General features: G+C 73.4%; 22 protein-coding genes. 6 read left to right on the top strand and 16 right to left on the bottom strand.

From position 1 onward, the window contains the following. Positions 1-116 precede the first annotated feature (116 nt). The 3 genes from ACIQJT_RS05895 to ACIQJT_RS05885 form a co-directional block, all read right to left on the bottom strand. Positions 117-1,499 carry a carboxyl transferase domain-containing protein gene (locus tag ACIQJT_RS05895; RefSeq protein WP_402640234.1) on the bottom strand — a complete coding sequence of 461 codons (1,383 nt, stop codon included), beginning with the start codon at positions 1,497-1,499 and terminating at the stop codon, positions 117-119. Then, the gene (locus ACIQJT_RS05890; RefSeq protein ID WP_402640232.1) at positions 1,492-2,937 is read right to left on the bottom strand and encodes an acyl-CoA synthetase; all 1,446 of its coding nucleotides are present in this window, start codon (positions 2,935-2,937) and stop codon (positions 1,492-1,494) included. The genes ACIQJT_RS05895 and ACIQJT_RS05890 overlap by 8 nt, the downstream gene beginning before the upstream one ends. Before the next feature lie 71 nt (positions 2,938-3,008). Further along, positions 3,009-3,878 carry a RimK family alpha-L-glutamate ligase gene (locus tag ACIQJT_RS05885; RefSeq protein WP_402640230.1) on the bottom strand — a complete coding sequence of 290 codons (870 nt, stop codon included), beginning with the start codon at positions 3,876-3,878 and terminating at the stop codon, positions 3,009-3,011. Positions 3,879-4,017: 139 nt separating this feature from the next. On the opposite strand from ACIQJT_RS05885, the gene ACIQJT_RS05880 reads away from it, so the two are divergent. Next, positions 4,018-5,070 (top strand): MerR family transcriptional regulator, encoded by a 1,053-nt coding sequence (locus tag ACIQJT_RS05880; RefSeq protein ID WP_402640228.1) that lies wholly within the window; start codon positions 4,018-4,020, stop codon positions 5,068-5,070. Positions 5,071-5,107: 37 nt separating this feature from the next. Here the strand turns inward: ACIQJT_RS05880 and ACIQJT_RS05875 are convergent, their stop codons facing one another. The 10 genes from ACIQJT_RS05875 to ACIQJT_RS05830 all read right to left on the bottom strand — a co-directional run bounded on the left by ACIQJT_RS05875 (position 5,108) and on the right by ACIQJT_RS05830 (position 17,123). Next, positions 5,108-5,695, bottom strand: a complete 588-nt coding sequence (locus ACIQJT_RS05875; protein ID WP_402640226.1) for a hypothetical protein — start codon at positions 5,693-5,695, stop codon at positions 5,108-5,110. Further along, the gene (locus ACIQJT_RS05870; protein ID WP_365450732.1) at positions 5,652-6,503 is read right to left on the bottom strand and encodes an FkbM family methyltransferase; all 852 of its coding nucleotides are present in this window, start codon (positions 6,501-6,503) and stop codon (positions 5,652-5,654) included. The genes ACIQJT_RS05875 and ACIQJT_RS05870 overlap by 44 nt, the downstream gene beginning before the upstream one ends. Next, complete coding sequence (locus ACIQJT_RS05865; protein ID WP_402640223.1) at positions 6,500-6,739, bottom strand: Trm112 family protein; 240 nt, start codon at positions 6,737-6,739, stop codon at positions 6,500-6,502. Before ACIQJT_RS05865 ends, ACIQJT_RS05870 begins: the two co-directional genes overlap by 4 nt. Continuing rightward, a complete protein-coding gene (locus ACIQJT_RS05860) occupies positions 6,736-7,641 on the bottom strand; it encodes a hypothetical protein (RefSeq protein WP_402641311.1) in 906 nt (301 codons plus the stop codon). Before ACIQJT_RS05860 ends, ACIQJT_RS05865 begins: the two co-directional genes overlap by 4 nt. A gap of 24 nt (positions 7,642-7,665) precedes the next feature. Next, on the bottom strand, positions 7,666-8,403 hold the full coding sequence (locus tag ACIQJT_RS05855; RefSeq protein ID WP_365450736.1) for a class I SAM-dependent methyltransferase: 738 nt from the start codon (positions 8,401-8,403) through the stop codon (positions 7,666-7,668). After that, the gene (locus ACIQJT_RS05850; protein WP_402640221.1) at positions 8,400-9,767 is read right to left on the bottom strand and encodes a condensation protein; all 1,368 of its coding nucleotides are present in this window, start codon (positions 9,765-9,767) and stop codon (positions 8,400-8,402) included. The genes ACIQJT_RS05855 and ACIQJT_RS05850 overlap by 4 nt, the downstream gene beginning before the upstream one ends. Next, complete coding sequence (locus ACIQJT_RS05845) at positions 9,764-13,957, bottom strand: alpha-(1->3)-arabinofuranosyltransferase family protein (RefSeq protein ID WP_402641308.1); 4,194 nt, start codon at positions 13,955-13,957, stop codon at positions 9,764-9,766. The genes ACIQJT_RS05850 and ACIQJT_RS05845 overlap by 4 nt, the downstream gene beginning before the upstream one ends. Then, positions 13,954-14,709 (bottom strand): class I SAM-dependent methyltransferase, encoded by a 756-nt coding sequence (locus ACIQJT_RS05840; RefSeq protein WP_402641305.1) that lies wholly within the window; start codon positions 14,707-14,709, stop codon positions 13,954-13,956. Before ACIQJT_RS05840 ends, ACIQJT_RS05845 begins: the two co-directional genes overlap by 4 nt. A gap of 50 nt (positions 14,710-14,759) precedes the next feature. Continuing rightward, entirely contained in the window at positions 14,760-15,941 is a 1,182-nt protein-coding gene (locus ACIQJT_RS05835) for a glycosyltransferase family 4 protein (RefSeq protein WP_402640219.1), read from the bottom strand. Between the two features lie 192 nt (positions 15,942-16,133). Continuing rightward, positions 16,134-17,123, bottom strand: a complete 990-nt coding sequence (locus ACIQJT_RS05830; RefSeq protein ID WP_402640217.1) for a DUF3068 domain-containing protein — start codon at positions 17,121-17,123, stop codon at positions 16,134-16,136. Between the two features lie 200 nt (positions 17,124-17,323). Here ACIQJT_RS05830 and ACIQJT_RS05825 point away from each other — a divergent pair, with 200 nt between their 5' ends. The 4 genes from ACIQJT_RS05825 to ACIQJT_RS05810 all read left to right on the top strand — a co-directional run bounded on the left by ACIQJT_RS05825 (position 17,324) and on the right by ACIQJT_RS05810 (position 20,477). After that, positions 17,324-17,476 carry a hypothetical protein gene (locus tag ACIQJT_RS05825; RefSeq protein ID WP_179200301.1) on the top strand — a complete coding sequence of 51 codons (153 nt, stop codon included), beginning with the start codon at positions 17,324-17,326 and terminating at the stop codon, positions 17,474-17,476. Between the two features lie 3 nt (positions 17,477-17,479). Then, positions 17,480-18,703: a helix-turn-helix domain-containing protein gene (locus ACIQJT_RS05820; RefSeq protein ID WP_365450744.1), complete on the top strand. Its 1,224-nt coding sequence runs from the start codon at positions 17,480-17,482 to the stop codon at positions 18,701-18,703. A gap of 155 nt (positions 18,704-18,858) precedes the next feature. Continuing rightward, a complete protein-coding gene (locus ACIQJT_RS05815) occupies positions 18,859-19,632 on the top strand; it encodes an IclR family transcriptional regulator (protein WP_053846047.1) in 774 nt (257 codons plus the stop codon). Beyond that, the gene (locus tag ACIQJT_RS05810; RefSeq protein WP_402640214.1) at positions 19,629-20,477 is read left to right on the top strand and encodes an SMP-30/gluconolactonase/LRE family protein; all 849 of its coding nucleotides are present in this window, start codon (positions 19,629-19,631) and stop codon (positions 20,475-20,477) included. Before ACIQJT_RS05815 ends, ACIQJT_RS05810 begins: the two co-directional genes overlap by 4 nt. Here ACIQJT_RS05810 and ACIQJT_RS05805 read toward each other — a convergent pair whose 3' ends face one another. From ACIQJT_RS05805 to ACIQJT_RS05795, 3 genes are read right to left on the bottom strand one after another with little or no spacing between them, the layout of a single operon-like run. Further along, positions 20,478-21,878 (bottom strand): FAD-dependent oxidoreductase, encoded by a 1,401-nt coding sequence (locus ACIQJT_RS05805; protein WP_365450748.1) that lies wholly within the window; start codon positions 21,876-21,878, stop codon positions 20,478-20,480. It lies immediately after the preceding gene. Next, on the bottom strand, positions 21,871-23,103 hold the full coding sequence (locus tag ACIQJT_RS05800; RefSeq protein ID WP_402640212.1) for an MAB_1171c family putative transporter: 1,233 nt from the start codon (positions 23,101-23,103) through the stop codon (positions 21,871-21,873). Before ACIQJT_RS05800 ends, ACIQJT_RS05805 begins: the two co-directional genes overlap by 8 nt. Further along, positions 23,100-23,696 carry a toxin-antitoxin system, toxin component family protein gene (locus tag ACIQJT_RS05795; RefSeq protein ID WP_402640210.1) on the bottom strand — a complete coding sequence of 199 codons (597 nt, stop codon included), beginning with the start codon at positions 23,694-23,696 and terminating at the stop codon, positions 23,100-23,102. Before ACIQJT_RS05795 ends, ACIQJT_RS05800 begins: the two co-directional genes overlap by 4 nt. A 225-nt stretch (positions 23,697-23,921) precedes the next feature. On the opposite strand from ACIQJT_RS05795, the gene ACIQJT_RS05790 reads away from it, so the two are divergent. Continuing rightward, complete coding sequence (locus tag ACIQJT_RS05790) at positions 23,922-25,271, top strand: extracellular solute-binding protein (RefSeq protein ID WP_365450754.1); 1,350 nt, start codon at positions 23,922-23,924, stop codon at positions 25,269-25,271. Positions 25,272-25,303: the final 32 nt, after the last annotated feature.

The following is a 25,303-nucleotide window of genomic DNA, read 5'->3' as shown; positions in this document are numbered from 1 at the left end:
CGTGCGGGGGCGGGAGAGGGGCCGCCTTTCCTGGGGGGCCGGGCGGGGCGCGGCTGAATGGGGGGTTTTGTCCCGGAGCCCCGAGTGAACTCCGCACAAGGCCGCATGAGGCCGGATCAGGGGTGCCGGGGACCGTCCCCGTCACCGGGACGTGCGACCACCCCGAGCTCCGCCAGGTCCTGCGGCCTGATCCGCAGGTCCTCCGCCGTCGCCTCCACCTCCTCCGGCGCGCGCTTCAGGATCGCCGCCGCCAGTTCCGGCGCGATCACGGAGAAGTAGCTGTCCGCAGTGGCGTACGTGCTTCCCGGCGCCGCCAGGGCCAGGGCGCCCCCGGAGCCGCCCTCGCCGATGAGCAGGGTGGTGATCGGGGTGCGGGCGGCGGCGACCGTGGTGAACAGGTCGGCGATCGCCGCGCCCGCGCCCGCGCGCTCGGCCTCCGCGTCGTTGGCCGCGCCCGGGGTGTCCACCAGCGTGAGCACCGGGATGCCGAGACGGTCCGCGAGGCGGATCAGACGGGTGGCGGTGCGGTACCCGGCGGGGCGGGTCGCCGTGCCGGTCTGGGCGGCGTAGGCGATGGTGCGGCCCCGGTGCTCGCCGAAGCCGCACAGCATGCCCGGGTCGGTGCCGCCGCAGCGGTCGCCGGACACCGCGAGGCGGTGGGTGAAGTAGGCGTCCAGGTAGGCATGCGCGCGCGGCCGTTCGGGGGAACGGGCCCGGCGGACCGCGTCCCACCCGGTGGCGGGCAGGTCGGTCGTGCCGAGCGGGGCCGGGACGGGGGCGGGTTCGGGTGTTGATTCGGCGGACGGGCCGTCGCCGGGTGCGCCCGACGGCCGGGCCAGCAGCCGCAGCCACCGCCCCAGCGTCCTCCGCAGCTCGTGCGGCCGTACGACCGCGTCCGCCGCGCCCGCCGCCACCTGCGCCTCCGCCGTGTACGCCGCCGGGTCCGCGTCCGGCGGACGGACCCGGGAGCCCGCGAAGCCGACCTGTGCCCCCGGCAGGGCGAGGACCACGTCGGCCCCCGCGCCCAGGGTGGCCCAGCCGCCGCCCGTGGTGGGGTCGCGCAGGACCGCGATCTGGGGCAGGCCCGCCGCCCGGGTCAGGGCCGACTCCCGTGCCACCCGCTGGAGTTGGGACAGGGCGAGCATGCCCTCCTGCATCCGGCTGCCGCCCGTGGCCACCAACGGCACGACGGGGAGGCGGTGTTCCCGGGCGTACCGGTACGCCGCCTCCAGCCGGTCGCCGGTGCGTTCGCCCAGCGAGCCGCCGAGGAAGCCGAACTCGAAGGCGATCAGGACGGCTCGCACGCCCTCGACGTGCGCGGTGCCGCAGACGACCGACTCCTGCTCGCCGGTGCGCTCGGCCGCCCGGGCGCGCGAGGCGTCGTAGCCCTGCCAGGCGAGCGGGCCGTCGGGCCTCGACCGCCGCTCGGGGTACGGGATCTCGGAGAAGTCGTCGGTGAGCAGCGCGACCGTCTCGCGTGCGGACAGGCGCTCAGCCATGCAGTGCCCGCTTCATGATCTTCCCCATGTCGTTGCGGGGCAGGGAGTCGAGGTGGTGGACGACCCGCGGGCGCTTGTGCGGGGCCAGGCGGCCGGCCACGTGGTCGGCCAACTCCTCCAGCGACGGAGGGGATTGGGCGTCCGCCGGGACGATCCAGGCCACGATCCGCTCGCCCAGGTCCGGGTCCGGCTCCCCGGTCACCGCCGCCTCCCGTACGCCCGGATGCTCCAGCAGCGCGTTCTCGATCTCACCCGCCCCGATCTTGTAGCCCCCGCTCTTGATGAGGTCGGTGGCCTTCCGGCCGACGATCCGGACGTACCCGTCGGGGTCCCGGACCGCCATGTCCCCCGTACGGAACCAGCCGTCCGCCGTGAACGCGGCCGCCGTCGCCTCCGGCCGGTTGAGGTACTCGGTGAACAGGTTGGGGCCGCGCACCTGGATCTCGCCCACCGTCTCGCCGTCGTACGACGTGATCGGCGACCCGTCCTCCTCCACCAGCCGCAGCTCCACGCCCGGCAGCGGTACGCCCACCGTCCCGGCGCGCGGCTCGCCGTCCGCGCGCACGCTGGTGTTCATGAGGGTCTCCGTCATGCCGTAGCGCTCGACGACCCGGCGCCCGGTCGCGGCCGCGATGCGCTCGTGGTCGTGCACGGGCAGCGCCGCCGAACCGGAGACGAGGAGCCGGGCCCCGGCCAGCGCCTTCACCAACTCCGGGTCCTCCGACAGGGTTTCGGCGATCCGGTGGTACATCGTGGGGACACCGAACAGCATGGTCGCGCCGGCGTTCAGCTCGCGGGCCACCCCGTCCGTGCTGAAGCGGCCGAGGTGACGGACCGAGCCGCCGCGGCGGAGCGGGCCGAGGACCCCCAGCACCAGACCGTGCACGTGGAAGAGGGGCAGGCCGTGCACGAGGACGTCCTGTGACGTCCACTGCCAGGCGTCGGCGAGGGCGTCCAGGGTGCCGGCCACGGCCCGGCGGGGGAGCACCGCCCCCTTCGGGGGGCCCGTGGTGCCGGAGGTGTAGACGACGAGGGCGGGGTCGCCGTCCCGTGCCGCGCTCTCGGGGGCGGGGCCGCCGGTGCCGTGCACGTCGATGTCCAGGCGCTCCACATCACCCACGGCCGAGGGGAGTTCGGCACCGGGTGCGGCGAGCAGCAGGCCCGGGGCGCTGTCGTCCAGGATGTGCCCCAGCTCCTTGCCGCCGGACTTCGGGTTGAGAGGCACCGCCGCGACTCCGGCCTCCAGCGCCGCCACCACGGCCACCGCGGTCTCCAGTTCCGGCGTCGCCCACACGGCCACCCGGTCGTACCGCGCGAGACGGGCCGCCAGGGTGCCGGTCGCGGCGGCGAGTCGCGCGTAGCTGAGTGAGCGGTCGCCGAACCGCAGGGCGGGCCGGTCCGCCGAGGCGCCCCTGAGGGCCGGGAAGAGAGAGGTCACGCTTCACCTGTTTCTCGCGAGGAGGCTCCGAGGCCCGGGACAACACCACACCAGCCGCACCGGGGACCGCGCTACCGCGCGGCCCGCAGCACCGCCTCCACCACCGGCCCCAGCGACCGCGGGTGCAGGAACAGGAAGAGGTTCGGTTCGACCAGTTCCAGTTCCATGACCCGCGGCTGCCCGTCCTCCCCGTCGACGAGGTCCACGCGCGCGTACAGCAGCTCCGGCGCGTCCGGGACGGCGGCCAGGGCGCGCTCGGCGACGGCGTGTTCGGCCGCGGTCGGGGTCCAGGGCTCCAGGCCCGGGTGGGCGACCTTCTCCGCGTCGAAGGACGTACCGGGAGCGAGCACGGCCCGCTTGCGGCTCGCGTGCAGCAGCCGGCCGCCGAAGAACTGCAACGCCCGCTCACCGCCCGCGTCGATGCCCCGCATGTACGGCTGCACCATCGCCGTCAGCCCCTCGGCGTGCATGCGCTCCAGATGCCGTACGGCACGCTCGTGCTGCTCCGGGGTGTACCGCGCCGCGTACCGGGCGCCCGCCCCGGACGTGGGCTTGACGACGTACTCGTGGTCGTCGGGCAGGTCCGCCGGGTCGCCGGGGGCGAGATAGCGGGTCGGCACGACCGGGACCCCCGCCTCCGCGAGCTCCCCGAGGTACCGCTTGTCGGTGTTCCAGCGCACGACCTCCGCCGGATTGGCGAGCCGCGTCAGCTTGGCGCAGCGCTCCGCCCACGCCACGAACTCGGCGGCCCGCCAGCTGTAGTCCCAGGTGGACCGGATGACGGCCAGGTCGTAGCCGGCCCAGTCGACGTCGGCGTCGTCCCAGAACACGGCCCGGGCGTCGGCCCCGGCCTCGCGGAGCGCGGCCGTCAGGACGGGCAGGTCGGCGTCCTTGCTGGGCTCGGGCCGGGGGTCGTAGGTGACGAGGGCGACTCGGGGCACGGCGGGTTCCTTTCCCGTACGGATCGACTCCCGTACAGCTCGACCGGAAGGCTAACCACGCCGGACGCAACCGCGGCAACCGCTTTACCTTCCCCCTCGGTGAAGCCCCACCATCGGGGCGAGGAACGGAGGAGGCCGTATGGAGTGGCTCACGATCGGGGCCTTCGCACGGGCGTGCCGGCTGACGCCGAAGGCACTGCGGCTCTACGACGAGCTGGAGCTGCTGCGCCCGGCACGCGTCGACGCGGCCACGGGCTACCGCTACTACACCCCGGACCAGCTCGAACAGGCCCAGCTGGTGGCGTGGCTGCGACGGCTGGGCATGCCGCTGGCCCGCATCCGCACGGTGTGCGCGCTCCCGCCCGCCGCTGCCGCCGGAGAGATCCGCGCGTACTGGGCGCGGGTCGAGGCGGAGACGGCCGTACGGCGGGACCTCGCCGCGTTCCTCGTCGACGAGCTGACGGCAGCACCGAGGAAGGACACCCCCGTGCTCGAACTGCGCTACTGCGCCCACTCGGACCCCGGCCGGGTCCGCCCCGCCAACCAGGACACCGCCTACGCGGGTGCCCGCCTCCTCGCGGTCGCCGACGGCTACGGCCCCGCGGGCGGCCCCGCCAGCAACGCGGCCGTGGCCGCGCTGCGGTTCCTCGACAGCGCCGAACTCCCGGCCGGGAACGTCCTCGACCTGCTGGAGGACGCCGTGCACGGCGCGAGCCGGGCGGTGCGGGACGTGACCGCGGGCGCCGACGGGAACGGCACCACCCTGACCGCCCTGCTGTGGACCGGCTCCCGGCTCGCCCTCGTCCACGTCGGCGACTCGCGCGCCTACCTCCTGCGCGGCGGTGAGCTCTTCCGCGTCACCCACGACCACACGGTGGTCCAGTCACTGGTCGACGAGGGCCGGCTGACCGCGGAGGAGGCGGTCACCCACCCCCAGCGGGCCCTGCTCCTCAAGGCCCTCACGACCGGCACCCCGGACCTGGGACTGCGGGACGCGGAGCCCGGCGACCGCTACCTGCTGTGCTCCGACGGCCTCTGCGCCGTCGTCCCCGACCCGGCCGTCCGCGACCTGCTCACCGCCGCCCCCACCCCGGACACGGCCGTGCACGCCCTGGTCGACGCCGCGAACACCGCGGGCGGCCCGGACAACGTCAGCTGCGTGGTGGCGGACGTGGTGGAGAGAGCGGCCTGACGCCCTGCATCATGGCGGGCATGTCGAGGCGCTGCCCTCAGCGGACGGTCAGCCGTTGCAGCAGGCCCCACGTGAACTCGGCGACCACCTCATGCCGTGTGCCCTTCTCGTCCGGGGCCGTGAAGGCCAGGCCCCAGCGGGTCGGGGCCGTGCCCTCCAGGGGGCGGGCCGGGGGGAAGGCGCGGGCCGCCTCGTCGACCGTGCACGACCAGGGGGTGAGGTCGGCGAGGGTGCGCAGGGCGGGGCCCTCGGCACCCGGCGCGCGGATCAGCCATTCGTTCCAGACCGCGCCGGCCGGGGAGAGGAGGACCTCGAAGCGGAGGTCGGGCCAGAGCGGGACCGGCCACAGCCAGGCCTCGCACTCCAGATCGCCCACCGCGCGGGTCAGGACGGTCTCCGGGGCGCCGAGCACCGAGCGGTACCGGGACGCGGCGGCACGGGCCCGCGGGGAGCGGACCATCGCCTGCCAGCGCCTGTTGGCCTCCCGCATCTCGGCGATCGACACGCCCAGCGCGCGCCGGGCGTCCTCCACCGGCCCGGGGTTGTGGTCGGCCATGCGGCGCAGCAGGACCAGCTGGAAGTCATGGACGGTGAAGGGGCTGGCCGGGGGCTTTCCGGAGGGCATGCTCCCCATCGTCCCCCACGGCACTGACACCGGGCCGGCGGCCGTCGGGGAGGAAGAGCACCGAGTTGACGTACCGGGGGCGGCGGAGGAGGGGCAGCACCCGGCGGAGCAGGCCCTGGCTGACGACGTACGACGCCGTCTCCTGGTGGGCCTCCAGGGGGAAGCCGGACAACGGGACCCAGGTGGTGCGGGGCAGTACCCAGCCGTCGTAGCCGAGGAGGGCGAGATAGGTGACGACCGGCGCGACCGGCTGGATCCGGGACTCCAGTTCGACGAAGAGCGCTGGTCGGTCACGCGCGAGGATCCCCGTCGCCCCGCGCAGCACCGCCAGCTCGCTGCCGTCCACGTCGATCTTGATGAAGTCGACGTCCTTCAGGTTCAGTTCGTCCAGCGTGACGCAGCGGACGTGCACCGCGCGGCCGTGGATGTCCCGCCGGACCAGGGAGGACACCCCGCGGTCGCCCTCGTCGCCGGGCGGCAGCCACAGCCGGGCGGTGCCCGGGCGGTCCGCGGCGGCGGCCTGGACGACCCGCACGTTCGGCGGGGCCGCCGAGGTCAGCAGCCGGGCCAGATGGGGGACCGGCTCGACGGTCACCACCTGCCGCGCCCGCCCGGCCAGCCGGCGCGTCCACGGTCCGTACCAGCCGCCCACGTCCACCGCCGTGCGGCAGTCCGCCGGGCACAGCTCGGCCAGCCGTGCCAGCTCCGGCTCGAAGCGCGGGTACACCGCCCGGGCGGCCGCCGCGACGAGACGGGTGGGCAGATGGGGGGCCACCCGTGCCGCCCAGGTGCGGGCCGGCCCGGTCATGGGGTCGTCCCGGGGGTCTGGGGGGAACCCCCGGTACAGCGGCGCAGGAGGTCCTCGTGCTGGTCGTCGGTGACCTGCTCGCCGGAGGCCGGCAGCAACTGCGGGATGCCGTCGACGATCGGGTAGCGCCGGTGCAGCCGGGGGTTGTAGAGGGCCTCGTCCGGCGGTACGAGGTGCAGGGGGCCCTTGTCGAGCGGGCATGCCAGGATCTGCAGCAGCGGATCGTCGGGATTCATGGTGGCGTCAACTCCTTGCTGTTGATGGGGGGTTGGGGCGCCTGGTCGTGCTTGGGCATGCTCAGCAGGACGGCGACGGCGAGCACCGTGCCCGCGAGGCGCAGCGCGAGCCGCACCGGGTCGTGGGGCAGCGACTCGCCGAACGAGAGCGTGCCCAGCACCGCGGTGTACAGACAGGTCACCGTCGTGCACACCGGCACGATCAGCGACGCCCGGCAGCGTTGCAGCGCCGCCTGCGACATCACCAGGCCGAACGGCCCGGTGAACAAAAGGAGATACGGATAAGGGGACCGCAACAGCTCAACCACCGTGCCGCCGAGGTCACTTGTCGTCAGAGAGGTCGACACGCCCTTGATCGCGAGCGAGCTGACCCCGTACAGCAGGCCGACCGCCACGCCGTACTCGACGCCCGTCGTCGGCATGCGGTGCCGGTGTCTGGTGCGCCGCTCGGCGGACCCGTACAGCCACACGCCCGCCGCGAGCGACGGCACGCACACCAGCAGGACGAGCTGGTAGGGGGCGTCCTGGCTGACCCGGTCCGAGCCCTCCTTCAGGGACAGCACGACCATGAGGAGCGCGACGAGGATGGCGCCCAGGGCGTACCGCTCCCGGCCGGTCGTCTCCTCGCCCAGCAGCCGCGCCGACAGCAGGACCAGCAGCACCAGACCGGAGACGAAGATGCCCTGCGCGGCCGCGATCGGCAGCGTCCGGTAGACCGCGAGCTGCGCCCCGAACCCGGCGGCCAGCGACAGCGAGCCGCCGATCCAGAGCGGGCTCCTGACCACCAGCCCCAGCAGCCGGGCGGGCTGCCGGATCGTCACCTCGGGCAGGGCGGTCAGCGCCCGTTTCTCCAGCACGAACCCGACGCTGTAGAGGGTGTTCGCCAACAGGGCCGCCGCCACTCCCCACCACATGGTCCACGCCCCCTAGGTCTTGCGCGCGTGCAGCAGCAGGATCGACGCGATCGACGGTCTGGCACACGCCAGCCGGTCCAGCGCCCGCAGCGGACGCGGCACCCCGTGAAAGGGCGCTCCCGCCAGCCGTACGACCTCGAAGCCGGCCGCCGTGACGAACTCCCGCAGCGCGCGGGCCGTGTACAGCCGCAGATGCCCCACGACCTCACGTCCCGGCCGCCCGTGGACGGCCCGCAGGCTCACCTCCGAGAACACCGGCTGGACACCGGCCAGCAGCAGTCCGCGGTTGTACCAGGCGGCCAGGTTCGGGGTGGACAGCATGAGATGGCCGCCGGGGCGCAGGACGCGGCGGATCTCGTCCAGCGCCGAGTCCGGGTCGACCAGGTGCTCGACGACCTCGCTGAACAGCACGGCGTCCACGGAGGCGTCCCGGAACGGCAGCCCGGAGTCGCTCAGTTCACCGCGGACCGCGTACGGCAGCCTGGCGCGGGCGCGCTTGAGGGCGTCCTGGGACCAGTCGACGCCGACGATCCGGTGGCCGGTGAGGAGCGGGGCGGCGGTGGCGGCCGCGGTGCCGTCGCCGCAGCCGATGTCCAGGACGGTACACGGGGCCGTTCCGGCGGTGCCGAGGGCGGCGGCGAGCATGCGGGCCTGGCGCAGGGAGCGCGGGGTGCCGGAGGCGACCGGGACGGCCGGGTCCTCGTAGAAGTCCCTGAGGCCGCCGCGGCGCGGGGGCGCGGTGGTGTTCACGGGGCCACCTCCGTGGTGTGCAGGTAGTGCTCGAACAGGTCCCGCAGGTGGGCGCCGTCGCCGTGCCCGAGCAGGGACCGTGACCAGCGCAGGGCCAGGTGCAGCCGGCCCGCGGTGGAGGCGGTCGTGACGGTGAGTCCGCGGGGCATCCGGGCGGGCGCCGAGAACCACACGGCGTGGGCGCGGCCCGCCTCCTCGCCGAAGTCCAGGGGGTACGGGATGCGGCCGATGTTGCTGAGGAGGGTGGTGGAGGTCCAGGGTGCGGCCGCCCTGCGCAGTCCGCGGGTGAGGGCCGCGCGCCAGGCCACCGGGGTGACGGGGGCGGTGAGGAGGCCGGCGCCGTGGCCGAGCTGGGGGCGGCTGAGGGATTTGAGGGCGCGGGTTCGTCGGGCGGTGCGGCGCAGGAGGTCGGGCATGTCCTGCGGCGCCTGCCGCAACTCGCCCGGGGAGAACGGGACTTCCACCAGCCGGGTGCCGTTTCCTATCGGCATCGTCATGTCCCTGGGGCGGTCGTCCACGGGCATCGTGATGCGCAGGGGGCGGGGGGACTGTCCGTGCTCCCTGTTCCAGTGGGCGATGGTCAGGGCGGTGGTGACCATGAGCTGGTCGTTGACCGTGTACGGGGAGCCCTTGGGGCGGTGGGGGAGGGGCAGTTCGGTGACGAGGAGGCCGTTGCCGGGGGTGTGCTCGGGTGTGCCGGGCGCTACGCGGGCTGGACGGGCCCAGTTGGAGTGGGTGCCCTCGGGGGGTGCGGGGGGTTCCTGGGGGCGGGTGGGGGGCGCGGCGGGGGAGTTGTCCCTGCCGCCGTAGATCTCGGCCGCCGTGGCGAGGATGCGCAGGCAGGCGGGGCCGTCCAGGGCTGTGTGGTTGATGGTGAGGAAGAGGACGGTCGAATCGCGGGTGCGGGCCGGTGAGGGCTGGTCACGCAGTTCCCCGCGCCCCTGAGGGGGTCGGTGCAGGCCGACGGTGTCCGATGCCTCGCTGCCCTCTGCCGGGCCCGCTCCCTCCACGACCTCCAGACGGATCGGTGGGGACAGGCTCAGGGCAGGCGCCTGTTCCAACGCCCTTGTCCTCGCGTCCCGCAAGGCGTCCCGCCCCGGACGCGGAAAGGACACCACTTCCACGTCCGGCTCCGCCGTCAGCTCCCACTCGTAGCGGCGCCGGTACCAGCCCCTCGGGGCCTCCCGCATCAGGATCCGGGGGTGGCGGTTGAGGGCCTCCAGGAACGCCTTCCGCAGCCGGGACCGGTCCAGCCGGCCCGGCAGGTGCACCTCGATGTGGACCGTCTCCGGTTCCTCCTCCTGGAGGCAGTGGCGGGAGACCTCGTCGACCACCGGGAACGGGATCCGGGCGGGAGTCGTCATGCCGGGTCGCCCCTTTCCCCCTCCACTCGGACCGGCGGCAGCTGCTGTGTCGGCGCCTCCGACTCGGCGGGCGCCTCCCGCTCACGCACACTCACCAGCGCGGCGAACAGGCCGATCAGCGCGAGCAGTTGGGCCGCGTGCCCGAAGGCGCCCTCCGACGCGCCCACCGGCTCGCCCGCGCCCACCGCCGCGGCGATGCCCGCCCCTGCCAGTGCCACGAAGGCGATCGGCACCAGGAGCCCGTGCCGTCGGGAGGCGAGCAGCGCCAGCGCCGGGACCAGCAGCGCGAACCACCCGGCGATCACCACGCCCACCAGCGTGAGCGCCACCACCCCGAGCCACACCCCCGGCGCCGGAGGCACCGGCTGCGGCTCGTCGGGGTTCGGGGAGCGCCCGCGCCACAGCACCAGGCCCACCAGCACCAGCAGGGCGACCCCGCTGCCGATCAGCGCGCCGTCGTACGCGGTCGCGGGCTCGTACGACAGTTTCACGGTGCCGCCCGCCCCTGCCGGGACCCGCCAGCCCTGCTGCCAGCCGTCGAGCCGCAGCGGGGTGAGGGACTCGCCGTTCAGGGTGGCCTTCCAGCCGTCGTTGTAGTTCTCGTACGTCGTCAGGTACGAGGCGGCGCCCGACCCCACGGTCACCTCGCGCCGGTCGCCGAGCCAGTCCCGTATCTTCAAGTCGCGGCTCAGGGAGCTCGGTTCGGTGATCGTGCCGCGGGTCAGGGTGATGTCGGTCAGGGCGAGCGGTCCGGCGTCACCGCCCTCGACGACGTGCTCACCGGCGGGCAGGGACAGTTCGGCGTCGGAGCGCCCGGACTGGCAGAGGGTCACCGTCAGCGCCCGCCGCTCGGTCAGGTCGCGGATCCGGCCCGACACGGCCGTCCGGTACAGCTTTCCGTCGATCGCCGTCACCGGGCCCTTGCCGCACGGCAGGGAGAACGTCCGATCGGGCTTCGGCTGCGGGGTCCGGTACTGGTCCAGGGCCGGAATGTACGCCTCCGTGAGTCCCACCGGGAGCTGGAGGTCCTCGTCGGCGACCGGGTTGTGCAGGACCAGCGGGGCCGTCTTGGTGATCGTGATGTCGAGACGGTCGGTCGTGATGGCAGGGAAGCGCACCGCGCCGTTCTCGTCGACCCCGGCGACCGTCGCGCCGTCGGGCGAGGTGATGTCCACCTCGGTGGGACGGGTGGAGAGGCCGCCCGCGGCCGCCAGCACCACTTCGGACACGGGCTGCTTGCCGTTCCAGCTCAGGTGGATCGTGGGGCGGTCGCCCGCGATCCAGGCGGTCGTGAGGTCGCCGTCGGTGAGGTTGCGGGCGGACAGGCCGGTGCCGAGGCCGGCCGTGGAGTCGGCGGTCGCGGTGATGCGGTTGCGCTGGTCGGGGGCGACCTCGTACAGCAGCCTGTCGAGCTCCGGCCCGGACACCGGCACCGCGTGCGCCTTCACCGCGTACGTGCCGGGGGCCGCCGTGGTGAAGCGGCGGTGCAGGCCGGCCTCCGTGCCGGTCGGGGAGATCCCGGCCGGGTCGGGGACCCGGTGCAGGGAGACGACCTCGGCGGCGGAGTCCGCGCGGTCGGCGTCGGCCGGCAGCCTCAGCAGCCGGGTCACCCGCACGTCCGGCAGGTCGATCTCGGAGAACCCGGCTCCGGCGAGACCGGTCCGCCGCGCGACCGAGTCGACGATCGTGAGCTTCATCCAACTCGTCGCTCCGGGCGGGGCCTTGACGCTCTGCGTCGAGCCGTCGGCCCGCAGGAAGCTGGTCCGCGAGCCCCGCTCGGTCTCCACCCGCACCTTGGTGGCCGCCGACCGCACGCTCTCCTGCGGCAACGGCGTGACCTTGAACGACGCGGGCATGTCGTACGCGGGGTCGGACAGGCCGATGCGCAGCCACTGCCCGTCCGGCGAGCCCGCGACGCCCTCCGCCCAGGCGGTGTCCGGGTTGCCGTCGAAGGCGTTGACCGGGTCGAACTGCGGCAGGTGGAACAGCCAGTTGCCGTACGAGGAGGCCGTCACCGAGCGGGCGCCGCGCAGTTCCGCGACCGTCTGGTGGGCCCGGCCCGTGATCGGCAGGATCTGGTGCGGCTTCTCACCGGCGTCCTGGGCGGCCCCGGAGGCATTGCGCTCGTCCCTGGTGTACGTGTAGGACGTGTTCGCGTTGACGAGCCCGAAGCGGGTGTCCGCCCGCCGCAGTCCGTCGCCGACGACCTGGAGCGGCGGGGTGCCGAGCCCGGGGTGGTTGTCACCCGTCAACACCGTGGCCCGGCCGCGCAGTTCGCCGGCCAGCGGGAGCAGGGACTCGGGGCCGCCGGACACCTGGGCGGTGTCGGCGACCGGCAGCAGGCCGGCCTGTGCGGGCCGCGGCACGTCCTCGCTCGCCGGGCGGTAGATCTCCACCGCCCGCTGCCGGGGGTACAGCCCCTCGATCTGGAGCGGGGTGTCGGGCGCGATCCTCCCGCCCGTCATGAGCGGCCCCAGACCCGTCACCCGCTCGTAGCCGGACTGCTCCAGGGCCCGTTTGACCACCGAGGACGACACCGCGCCGATCTGGTCGGGGTCCAGGTCGTTGCGGACGACGACGTAGTACACCCCGGCCCGGCTCAAGTAGTCGGCGAGACCCGGTATCTCGCCGCCGGTCAGCAGCGCCTGCTCGACCGCGTCCGTGGCCCGCCGGTTGCCGGGGGTGCCGAAGGGGACGTAGTCGCGCTGTGCCCAGCGGGACTCGGCGAGGACGTCGAGGGGCTGGTCGATGGGGGAGCCCCAGGTGTAGAGGCCGTGCGCGGTCGCGGGGACGACGAGGGCGCGGGAGTCGGGGGAGTACTTCTCCAGCCAGTCGGCCGTGGCGTGCCAGTACTTCGGCAGCTCCCGGAAGGAACCGGGGTTCAGGATCGAGCCGTTGAGGTACGGCCACAGCAGCCCGGGCAGGATCAGGACGGCCGCGACGAGCGGGGCGTACCGGCGGCCCCTGATCTCTCTCGCCCCGCGCGGCTCGGCGGCCACGCCGACCAGATGGGCGAGGCCCAGCACCAGGGCGAGCGCCAGGCCCGGCTGGAACTTGTAGATGTTGCGGAAGGGCGCGAGACCACCGTCCAGCCAGTCCCGCACCACCCCGTGGAAGGGGGCGCCGAACGCGCCGCCGTACCCGGCGAGCAGCACCAGGACGGCCGTCAGCGCGGTCAGCACCAGCCACCGGCGCTCCGGCAGGTCCCGTCGCGCCAGACCGGCGAGGCCGAGCCCGGCCGCGAACGCCGAGCACAGGATCACGATCACCGAGGAGGCCACGGTCCAGCCGGCCGGCAGCCACGCCTCCCCCAGGTGCAGATAGGCGACCCAGTTGCCGGCCCCGCGCAGGGCCTCCGTAGCCGACATCGTCTCGGTCGTGGTGCGCGCGCTCTCCACGTACGGCAGGAAGTTCTCGCCGTAGAGGCCGAGCAGCAGCAGCGGGATCACCCACCAGGCCGTCGCGAGGATCACGCCCGGCACCCACCAGGCGATCAGCTTGCGCTGCCGTGGTCCGGGCGGCCGGGACAGGAGATACAGCCCGACCGGGAGCAGACAGGCCAGCGTGGAGGCCGCGTTCACCCCGCCCATGAACGGGATGATCAGCGCGGAGCGCAGGGCGGCGATCCGGGCGTTGTACCGCTCGTTCGTCAGGGGCAGCAGCACCCACGGCAGGAAGGCGCCGGGCAGCGCGGCCGCGGAGGTCGAGCCGACGACGATGGTGAAGGTCGGCCACAGCGCGTACGCGACGGCGGCCGGCAGCCGGGACGCCCCGCTGCCGATCCGCAGCCGCTCGGCCAGCCGCAGCGCCCCCCAGAAGGCCACCGACACGACCACCGACAGCCACAGCCGCTCCACCAGCCACACCGGCAGCTGAATTGCGTGGCCCAGCCAGTAGAACGGCAGCATCGGCCAGAGATAGCCGACGTACTGGTCCTGGATGCCGCCGAAGGAGCCCTGATCGTGCCAGAGCTGCCCGAGGTCGGCGAGGAACCGGCCCGGGTCCGTGGTGACGCCCAGCTTGGTGTCGAAGGTCTGCCGGCCCGGGTGGACCGCCAGGAACAGCACGAAGACCACGGCCCAGAACCCGAGCAGCCAGCTCCGTGACCGCGGGCCCTCCGGGGGGCCCGACATGACCGCGGTGGTGGGGACGGCTGCCGGTGGAGGGGCCTGGACCGTGGACGTCGTCATGGTGGACACCGCCGGAGGATGAGGAGGAGGTTCCAGGTGGCGACCTCGCGGATGCCGGGAGCCCGTACGACGGTCTCCGCGAGGAAGGGCCAGTAGCGGGAGCGCGCCGAGACGACCGTGACGTCGTCCCGGGCGCGCACCTGCCGCAGGGTCGGGCCGATGTGCACGGCGAACAGGTTCTCGCCGAGGGTGTGCTTGGCGGCCTTTCCGGTACGGCGCCGGTAGCGGGCGCGGGCCCGCTCGGCACCCAGGTAGTGCCAGGGCGCCCACTCGTGGCCGCCCCACGGGGACAGCCAGTTGGTGAACGACACGTAGATCAGCCCGCCGGGCCGGGTCACCCGGACGAGCTCGCTGAGGAAGGTCTCCGGATCGGCCACGTGCTCGAGGACGTTGGAGGAGAAGGTGACGTCGGCGGCCGCGTCCCGCAGCGGAAGCAGGTAGCCGTCGGCGATCACGGTGGCGTCGGGCGGTTTCTCCCCCAGCTCCCGGGCGTCCGGCTCGAAGAGGAACGCGTCGGCGCCCCGTCTGCGGAACTCCTCGGTGAAGTACCCGCTGCCGCCGCCGACGTCCACGACCGTGCGGCCGGCGACCGGGCCGTCGTAGGCCTCGACCTGGTCGACGGCGTCCCGGGCGAGCAGCGAGTAGCAGGCGTCGGGATCATCCTGCTCGTGCCGAAAGGCGCGAAGGAGAGCGAGAGAACGTCGAAACGAGGGGTCCTTGAACTCCTCGGGACGCGGGGCGGTGTTGAACATGCGGCTGCCGCCGCGCAGGCGCGACCAGCCACGACGACGCCGCACCCGGCTCACGGCCCCCAGCCCCTCACCGCCTCCGAGGCGACCGCACGGAACTGTCTGACAGTCCGGTGCCAACGGAACTGCGCCGCCCGGTCCCGAGCAGCCTTGCCCATCAGCTCCCGCCGGTGCGAGGACAGCGCCAAGGCGCACCAGGCGGCGGCGAACGAGGACTCGCCGCGCGCGAGCACCCCGGTCTTCCCGTCCAAGACGGAGTCCCGCAGCCCGGGCACGTCGAAGGCGATCGTCGGTGTCTCGCGGGTCGCGGCCTCGGTGACGACCAGCCCCCACCCCTCCACGGCGGAGGGGTGGAGCAGCAGCCACGCCTCGCACAGCAGGCGGTGCTTCTCCGCCTCGGAGACATGGCCGGTGAACTCCACGCCGGGACCGGCGAGTTGCTCAAGCCGGGAGCGCTCGGGTCCGTCGCCGACGATCACCAGCCGGCCACCGGTGACCGGCCGTACCCGCTCCCACAGTCTCAGCAGCAGGTCGATCCGCTTGTACTCGACGAGCCGGCCCACGGCCACGAAGAGCGGTTCCGGCGAGCGGCGCACCAACGGCTCCGGCTCCTCGACGCCGTTGTGCACGACCCGGATGCGGTCCCGTTCGACGCCGATCGCCCGCAGGGCCTGGGCCGTCGAGGGGGACACGGCGACCAGCAGACTCCGGTGGCGGGCCGCCGCACCGGCCAGCGCCCAGTGTTCGAGTCTTCGGCCGATGCGGGCGGCCGGGGCCAGGGGGCCGCCGAACCGCATCTTCCACAGGTCGGTGTGCACGTGGTTGACCAGGCACAGGGTGGGGCCGCGGTGCCACAGGGGCGCGAGGTACGGCATGCCGTTGCAGACCTCGACCAGGAGGTCGGTCTCGCCCACCTGGCGGGCGAAGGCCGTGCGGGCGCGCAGATAGTGCCCGAACTCGCCGCCCGCCGACACGACACGGTAGTCCCGGTAGGCGGCCGGCCCACCGCACAGGAGGGTCACCTGGTGGCCGAGCCGGGTCAGTCCGTCGGCGAGCCGGTCGACGAGGAGCTCGGAGCCGCCGGCGGCCGGGTTGTCGAGGTCGCGATGGGCGAGGAAAACGATTCGGCGCGGGGGTGGGGGGAGCGCCGAGGAGTGGTGCGGGCTGTGCGATGAGGGTTGCCACTGCGACGCCTGGGGAGACGTGCGCAGCGGGTGGGGCACGTGCTGGGGCATGGGTGCTCCAACTCGTCTCAGGGTGCGGAACTCAGTGATCTCTTCCGACTGGTTGTGGGGGGACTGAGCGCTTCCTAGGAGGGGGGTGTGGATGGGTTGTGCTCGGGTGGGGTGGCACAGTTTTCGCCCACCCGTACGCCGTGGCTACTCACGTACGTGACAATTTCGGGCCTTATTAGAGCTGACGTCCAGTCACTTCGTGAGAGCCGGCTGGGGCGTACCGCTCATATCGGTGGACTCGGGACGCCTGCGTCCCCGTACCACCAAAACGCCCCCCACGGCAGCCAGCACGAATCCGGCCACAGCCGCCCCGATGGGCAACGTCTGTCCCACCGCGCGCAGTTGTCCGCTGTCCCGCTCGGCCAGCCGTACCGCGTCCTTCTGTGTCGCGGTGGTGAACGCGATCTTGCGGCTGTCCAGCAGGACCACGGCGTCCTTCTTCGCGCCGGGTGCCCGCAGGGTGCGCTTCGGACCCACCTGTGCGTAGACGACCCGGCCGGTGCGCTGGTCGACGACCAGCTCGATGCCGTGGTTGGAGTACCACTCCTCGGCCAGCACCTGCGGCCGGCCGGGTTCGTCCACGATCGTGCCCGGCACGAGCCGCGTCCCGACCTTCGCCGGGGCGACCGTGCCGGTGAACCGGTAACCCGTGTACCCCTGAACCTTCTTCGTACCCTGGTAACGCAACGTCACCGTGGAACCCAGGGAGTTGTCCCACCACTGGTAGGAGCGTCGCTGCACGTCGAAGGGGAACTTCAGATAGGCCTCGCCCTCGATGTACGGCTTCTCGCCGCAGCAGTGCACCGGCCTGGTCGTCCGGCGGTCCATGACCCAGCGGTGCGGGACGAACTCCAGGGCGTCGTGCGGGTCGGAGGCCGGCAGCGACTTGTCGGTGTCGACGGTGGTGGTCACGTCCCACACCGCGGCCCGGCCGCTGCGCTCACTGTCCTCGACGTCGCCGCGCACCCGCTGGGTGACGGTGATCCGCTGCCCGGAAACCGTCTCCAGCTCCTCGGTGTCGAAGACGCTGCCGGTCCCTCGGTAGACGGCGGTCTGGTCGATGTCGATCGGGTTCACGGCGGCGCGCGGTTCCACGTACCACGCGAGCAGAGGCGCCAGTACCAGCAGAAACGTGCCGAGTCCCAGCAGAATCAGGGAGATTGGAGAGGCTGTACGGCGCATCCGGACACTCCTGGGGCGTGAGATGACGGAGTTCGGGCCGCTCTATGGGCCGGAGACCGTAGGCGTATCGGCACGGGGTGTCAACGTCTTGACGGATTGTCAGGGCGATGTCGACACTGGGTCGACAGGCAGGGTGGGTGCCGGGCTTGGACGCTGGGTGGGACACCGGATCGAGCCGCTCGAGAGAGGCTGCCCCTGCGATGTCCAGACTGCTCGCCGCCGCACTGACCGTCGTGGCCGCCGCGCTGCTCGCCCTCGGTGCCGCCCTCGGTATCGTCGCGCTCCTGGAGGCGACGCCCGAGCAGCCCAACACACCCCTGGTCACCTACGAGCAGACGGACCAGGGGAGTTGACCCGTGGCCGCCCGACCGGCAGCCCTGAACACCCGCTCGGCCTGGCATGACGTCCCCCGCCTCCAGGTCCGCCGCTTCGCGGCCATCGCCATGTCCGAGGCGCCGGCCCTGGCGGAGGAGATCCTGCGCGAGATCCGCCGCGAGTACCCCCATCTGCCGGTGGTCCTCGACGAGTCCGGCGAACCGATGGCACTGGTCGGCATCCGCCGCGCGATCGAGGTCTTCGTCCAGCACCTGGAGACGGCGGAGGGCCGCCCGACGGTCCCCCCGGGGGTCTTCCAGGAGTTCGGCCGCGGCGAGGGCCTGAACGGCCGCAGCCTGGACTCCCTCCAGGCGATCTACCGCATGGGCGTACGCCTGGCCTGGCGCCGTTTCGCCGACATCGGCCAGCGTGTCGAGATCCCGCCGCCGGCGATGTACGAGCTGGTGGACGCGGGCTACGAGTACCTGGACGGCCTCGTCGACCAGTCGGTCCGCGGCTACGCGGAAGCGGCGGCCCGCCAGGCCGGCGAGCGCCTGCGCCTCCAGCGCCGCCTGATGGAGTTACTGCTGGCCGAACGCCACCGGGGCGACCCCGCGGACGCGCTGACGGAACGCGCGGCCCGTATCGGCTGGCCCCTCCCGCAGAAGGTGGCGGTCGGCGTCCTGCTCCGCCCGGCCCGCGAGGCGGTGCCGCCCGCGGTGGGCCAGAGCGTCCTGCTGGACATGGACTACGAACAGCCCCGCATGGTCGTCCCGGAGCCGGACGCGGCGGGCCGCCCCGAACTCCTGCACCGGGCCCTGACCGGCTGGGCCGGTGCGATCGGCCCCCCGGTCCCGCTGGCGGACGCGGCGAAGTCCCTCCGCTGGGCCGAGGCCGCCGTACGCCTGATGGAACGCGACCTGCTCCCCACCGGGGAGGTGCTGTACTGCACCGAGCACACCGAGGCCCTGGTCCTGCTCCAGCCCGAGGAATTGATCGACGACCTGGCCCTGCGCTGCCTGGCCCCCCTGCGCCACTGCGGCCCCACCCACGGCCGCCGCCTCGCGGAGACCCTGCTCGCCTGGCTGGAGACCCGCGGCGGGGCCCCCGAGGTGGCTGCCCGCCTCGGCGTCCACCCCCAGACCGTCCGCTACCGCCTGCGCCAGATCCGCGAACTGTGGGGCGACGAGATAGACGACCCGGACCGCCGCTTCGAACTCGAGCTGGTGCTGCGGGCCCGGCGGTTGCGGGGGGAGCTGGCGTGAGCGACCCCGTGTGACGTGCCGCACACGGAGTGGGTCTACGTCCCCCTTGCCCATTGCCGGAGGAAACAGCATGTCGCTAGCCTGTGTTCGTCATGCCGATCGTCTGTTGAAATTTCGAACGCAGACTTCTTAGACGCAAAGGGAGGGGGCCGGTTGTGGGACGCCTCGTACCTGCCGTGACCCGGGCTCTCGACATTCTCGAGCTCTTCCTCGACGGAGACGGGACGCTCTCCGCCCCCGACATCGTGCGCAAGCTCCAGCTGCCGCGCACCACCGTGCACGAGCTGGTCACCACTCTCGCCGCCCGGTCGTACATCGTCCAGGTCCCGGGCCAGCCGGGACGCTACCGGCTCGGGGTACGGCCCTACCAGCTCGGCAGCCGCTACGCCGAGCAGCTCGACCTCGCCGCCGAGGGACAGCAGGTGGCCCGGTCCGTCGCCGAGACCTGCGACGAGACCGTGCACGTGGCGATCCTGGAGGGCACCGACGTCATCTACATCGCCAAGGTCGACTCGACGCACGCGGTGCGGATGGTGTCGGCCGCCGGCCGGCGGCTGCCCGCGCACTGCACCTCCGTCGGCAAGATGCTCCTCGCCTCCCTTCCCGAGCCGCAGCTCGCCTCCCGCATCCCGGAGGACGGCACGCTCGCGGCCATGACGCCCAACAGCATCACCGACCCGGCCGCCCTGCGCGAGGCCCTCGACGAGATCCGGCAGCGCGGTATCGCCGTCGAGAACCGCGAGTCCAACCCGGACGTCTCCTGCGTGGCCGCCCCGGTCCGCGACCGCACCGGGCAGGTCGTCGCCGCGCTCTCCATCTCGGTGCCGATGATCCGCTGGAGCGACGACCGCCGCGGCGAGCTGGAGCAGCTCGCCGCCAAGGGCGCCGCCGAGCTGTCCGAGCGCCTCGGCCACCGGAGCGTCGGATGACCCACAGCACGCGGTACGACGTCGCCGTGCGCGCCGGGGCCACCCTCGGTGAGGGGCCCACCTGGGACGGCGAGCGGCTGCTGTGGATCGACATCCTCGGCGCCCGGCTGCACAGCTACGACCCCGTCTCCGGGCACCGCACGGTCCGCGTCCTCGACCAGCACATCGGTGCCGTCAAGCCGCGCGCGGGCGGCGGACTCGTCCTCAACCTGCGGGACGGCGTGGCCCTGACGGACCCCGACGGCACCTTGCGCTGGCTGCACCACGAGCCCGTCCCCGGCCGCCGCGCCAACGACGCCGCCGTGGCCCCCGACGGCTCCCTCTGGGCCGGCACCATGCGCTATGACGAGGCCCCCGGCGGCGGCACCCTGTCCCGGATCACCGGTGACGGCACGCACCGCACGGTCCTGGACGACGTGGCCGTGAGCAACGGCACCGGCTGGAGCCCGGACGGCCGGCTCATGTACTACGTCGACTCGCCCACCCGCCGCGTCGACGTCTTCGACCACGAGGACGGGCAGATCTCCGGCCGCCGGACCTTCGTCGCCGTCGAGGAGGGCGTCGGGTTCCCGGACGGGCTCACGGTCGACGCCGACGGGTGCGTGTGGGTCGCGCTGTGGGACGGGAGCGCGGTACGGCGGTACACACCCGACGGGAAGCTGGACCGGGTGATCACCCTCCCGACCCCGCGCGTCACGGCGTGCGCCTTCGGCGGCCCGGACCTGACCGACCTCTACATCACCACGGCCCGGGTGGGACTGAGCTCCCCCCACCCGGTCGCGGGCTCCCTGCTCGTGGTGCCGGGGGCCGGGAAGGGCGTACCGCAACAGCCCTTCGCGGGCTGACTACTCGAGCCCCGCCCTCTTCGACTCCTCTGCCGTCAGCGGCGGTCCGGTCAGCGCCGGCTTCAACGGGCCGACCGCCGCCGCCAAAAGCACCCCCGGCGCCAGCAGCACCTCCGCCCGCCGCTCCAGCGACGTGACGTCGGTGACGCGGCGGGCGATCCGCCCGTTGCCGGTCGCGGTGTACATCAACCGGTCGACGTAGGCGGCCACCAGGCGGTCCCGCAGCGTCGGTCCGTCCTCGGTGGCGCCCGGGTAGAACACGTCCTGCCCGATCGCCAGGTCCCACGCGGCCCCGACCGGCCCCGCGACCGCCTTCTGGATACGACGGGACAGACCGGGCGCGCCCCAGCCGTGCCGTCGTACCGCCGCCCGCAGGGCCACCGCGCCCTGCGCCGCCACCGACATGCCGTGCCCGTACACCGGGTTGAAGGCGGCGACGGCGTCGCCCAACACGGCGAAGTTCTCGGGCCAGGCCGGCATCCGCTCGTAGAAGTGACGGCGATTGGCCGTCGTACGGGTGAGGGCCACCTCCGTCAGTGGCTCGGCCCCCTCGACCAGGTCGGCGATCACCGGATGGCGCAGCTCGGCGCGGGCGTACCGGGCGAAGTCGGCGGTGTCGGCGGTGGGTTCGCCACCGCGGGTGCCGTACAGCGTCACCAGCCACTGGCCGTCCTCGATGGGCAGCAGCACACCGCCGCGGCCGGGCAGGCCGGAGCGCGCGTCGGGCTGGACGTTGACGACGGGGTAGCCGTCCCGGGCGGCCTCGGGGGCGCGGAAGCGGCGGCTGGCGTAGGTCAGGCCGGAGTCCACGGTCCGGCTCCGCGGGGCGGGCAGGCCGAGCCCGGTCAGCCACTGCGGGGTCCTGGAGGCCCGGCCCGTCGCGTCGATGACCAGATCGGCCCGCAGAGTGCGTTCGCCGCCGTCCGCCCGGACCCGGACGCCGGTCACCGCGTCGCGGGTGCCGTCGAGCCCGAGCACCTCGGTCTCGGCCAGCAGCTCGATCCGGTCGTCGGCCAGTGCCCGGGCACGGACCGTGGCGTCCAGCAGGTCCCTGCTGGACAGCAGCATGAAGTGCGACTCGCTCCAGCGGCGGAACCAGCCCCGCGGCGACAGCGCCACCATGTCCGTGGTCACCGGCAGCCGGTGCGCCCCCGCCGCGCGCAGCCCCTCGGTGACCCCCGGCAGCAGTTCCTCCAGGGCGAGCGCCCCGCCGGACCACAGCTGGTGGACGTGGCGGGCCTGCGGAAGTCCCTTGCGGGGCGCGGGCCCCGAGGGCAGCACGTCGCGTTCGACGACGACGACCCGGTCGGCGAGCCCGGCCAGGGCCACCGCCGCGAGCATGCCGGTGTGGGATCCCCCGAGGACGACGGCGACTCTGGCGGGGGAGGGGCGTTCAGTCATGCGCGGACATGCTCTCTGCCGGGACGGCCGCGCGCTCGCGCACCGCCGTGATCTCGTCGGGACTGCGCAGGGCCGCGGAGACGGCGTGGATCTCCTGCAACAGGTATGCGGTGTCGAGAGCCGCCGTGTCGTCGCCGTCCGAGGTGTGCCGCCCGGTCTCCACGGCGTCCAGGATCGTCACGGCGGCGGCGAGGGCCCGGGCCCGGCCTGATTCGGCGCCGAGCGCGAGGGCGGCGTCGAGGGCACGGCGCCGCAGGTCCTGGTCGAGGTGGCGGGAGAGCTGGAGCAGCGCGTCACGGATGTAGGTCTCGCGGCGGATGAGCCGGATCTCCGGGGTGGCCTGGAGCGCGAGGGGCTCGCGGCGGCCCGGTACCGCCCGCAGCAGCCGGGCCAGCGGCTTGAGGTTCCGGCGCCTGCGGCGGACCAGCCAGCGCTCCTGGAGGTACTGCCCGGCGTGCGGGACGATGACGCCCGTCGCGACCATGGTGGCGCCGATGCAGGCGGCGGACGGGGCGATGTTGGTGTTGAGCCAGTCGAGGTCGTGCCCGGTCCACCGGGCCGCGATGGCGGTGAACTTGGCCGCGCTGAACAGCAGGTTGGTGACGTAGCCGACGCTCAGGAACCGCAGGCCCCAGCGCAGCCAGCCGTCCAGCCCGTCGGCGCGGATCCAGGTCCAGATGAGCCGGGCGGTGATCAGACAGGCCGCCGTGTGCACGGTCAGGTAGAGGAGGATCTCCTCGCGCATGAAGGGCGTGGTGGCGTAGTACGTGTCGAGGTCCCGGATCTGCTCCACCGGTACGTCGGCGAGGGCGAACAGCACCCACAGCGCGACCACCACGGCCGTGTACACCGAGACCACCCACCGGGTCGCCCGCCGGGTCTGCTCGCGGCGCTCGGTGTGGCCGTTGCGCCAGTGCACGACGAGCAGCAGCCAGGACGCGGACAGCGCGGTGATCAGGGAGTACACCCAGGGAGCCGCGATGTTGGGGACACCGGTGACCCGGTTGGTCCAGGCGATGGTGGTCGGGGCCGCGAAGACGAACACCGCGCAGGCGAGCAGCAGCAGGCCGCCGACGGCGCGCAGCAGGGGGTCCCGCCACAGCTTGACGATGCTCGGCAGCTTGATCGCCAGGGCCGCGCCCAGGACCAGGCCCGGCAGCCAGAAGGAGATGTAGAGGCCGGTGAAGAAGGAGCTCGGTCCTCCGGCCAGTGGCTGAGGTGTCACAGCGCCCCGCCTCCGCGTCCCCGGTAGCCGAGCGACCGCTGGACCGGATCGGGGGAGGCGCCGGGGCCCCGGCCCTGCCCCAGGTGCCGGAAGGCGGCCGCCAGCCGGTGCCCGAAGTCGTCCGCCTCGGCCTCGTCGGCCTCCCGTGAGCCGTTGCGGGCGGCGACGGTCAGGGCGACGGAGTCCCAGCCGGGCTGGCCGGCGAGCGCGTCCGCGGCGGCCGCGTGGTGGTGGGCGTGGCCCGCGTGCAGGTGCCACAGCTCATGGCCCAGGATGACCAACTGCTGCATCTCCTCGGCTCGTTCCTCGACGATGACGAGGTCGAAGTCCTCGAACTCCACCCACAGTCCGGTCACCGCGATCTCGTCGGGGAACCGTTCGAAGCGCAGGTCCACGGGGCGGCCGCCGCGCCGCGCGCTCATCTCCTGGCACAGCATCCGGCACAGCCCGGGCACGTCGGCCGGAGGCCGGGGGGCGGCCCGCACCGCGTCGCTGAGACCGGAGACCAGTTCGCGCATGGCCGGGGTCGCACGGGTGCGCCGCAGCGCCGAGGCGATCCGGGCCGCACTCCTGCGCGCGCCCGCGATGTCCATCCCACCCCCTGAACTCTCCCGCCGCCGTAGGGCGGGCCGTTCGAGACTACGCGCCCCGAACTGTCCCCGTCACGCGATCGGGTGCCAGGTCCTCGTCCGGTGTTCGACCGGTGGACCGGACCCTCGTTTTTCCTGCGCGACCCATTGACTGGAAAGCGCTTCCTGCCTACGGTCCCGTTCGAAGTTACGAGCGCAATTCGAGATCTCGAACAGATAGGGCAGGGAATGGGACGACCTGACCTGAGCCGCAGGCGACTTCTCGCCGGCGCCGGCGGACTGACCGTCGCCGCCGGCTTCGGCTTCGCGGCCCTCGGCACCGGGGCCGACGCGCTCGCCTCCGGCGCGGACACCCGGGTGCGCTACTGGAACCTCTTCAGCGGCGGCGACGGCGCCAACATGATCACGATGCTGGACGCCTTCCGCAAGGACCACCCGGACATCGACGTGAAGGACTCCACCCTCCAGTGGGGCAACCCCTTCTACACCAAACTCGCCATGGCGGCCGCGGGCAACCGCGCCCCCGACCTGGGCGTCATGCACATGGGCCGGGTCACCGGCTTCTCCCCGGGCCGCCTCCTCGACCCGTGGGACGTCGGCCTGCTCGCCAAGTACGGCGTACGGGAGCAGGACTACAACCCCGCGCTGTGGAAGCGCGGCGTCATCGACGGCAAGCTCTACGCCCTCCCTCTCGACATCCACGTCCAGCTCTGCTTCTACCGCAAGGACGTGCTCAAGAAGGCGGGACTGCTCGGTGACGACGGCCGGATGGTCCCGGTCACCTCCACCGACGAGTGGTTCGACGTCCTCAAGAAGGCCAGGGCCGCCCAGAAGAAGGGCCTCCAGACCATCGGCCTGTGGACCAACGACCAGAACTTCCAGTGGTGGTTCTTCGTCGCCTTCTACACCCAGCTCGGCGGCCGGTGGTTCGACGCCGACAACACCGAGGTCCTCTTCGACCCCGACAAGGCCACCCAGGTCCTGGAGTTCCTCCGCCGCCACGTCACCGACGGGTACGTCGTCCCCGGCGCCCCCACCGGCGAGCAGTTCATCAACGGCGCCCCCTTCACCTGGGAGGGCAACTGGTCCGTGCCGGTCTTCTCCGGCGCCGGACTGGACTACGGCGCGACCCCGCTGCCGCCCGTGTTCGGCAGGCCGGCCACCCACGCCGAGTCGCACGCCTTCGTCCTGCCCCACCAGGCGGGCCGGGGCGGCGCCACCAACGAGGGCGCCCACGAACTCGCCGCGTACGTCGTCACCCACGCCCTCCAGTGGGCGGCCGGCGGACACATCCCCGCCTACACACCGACGCTGTCCACCGGGGCGTACAAGAAGCTCACCCCGCAGAACGAGTACGCCGGCGCCATGGACCACCAGGCCACCGAGCCGAAAGTGTGGTTCGCGGGCTCCACCGGCGTGCTCGCCCAGGACCTCGGCCCGGTCGTCGTCTCCTCGACCATGGGCTCCGCCAAGCCGGCGTCCGTCGCGCAGACCATGAAGAGACACCTCACCCGACTCCTCGCCGCCAAGAACCCGATGGACGGCAGGACCGCCGCTCAGGGAGGTGCGGTCGCATGACGACCAGCGCTCACATGTCCGCCGGCGCTCAC

Origin of the sequence: Streptomyces sp. NPDC091972, assembly GCF_044756385.1 — a bacterium.
Classification (GTDB): Bacteria; Actinomycetota; Actinomycetes; order Streptomycetales; family Streptomycetaceae; genus Streptomyces.
This window is presented reverse-complemented; position numbering and strand designations above follow the sequence as displayed.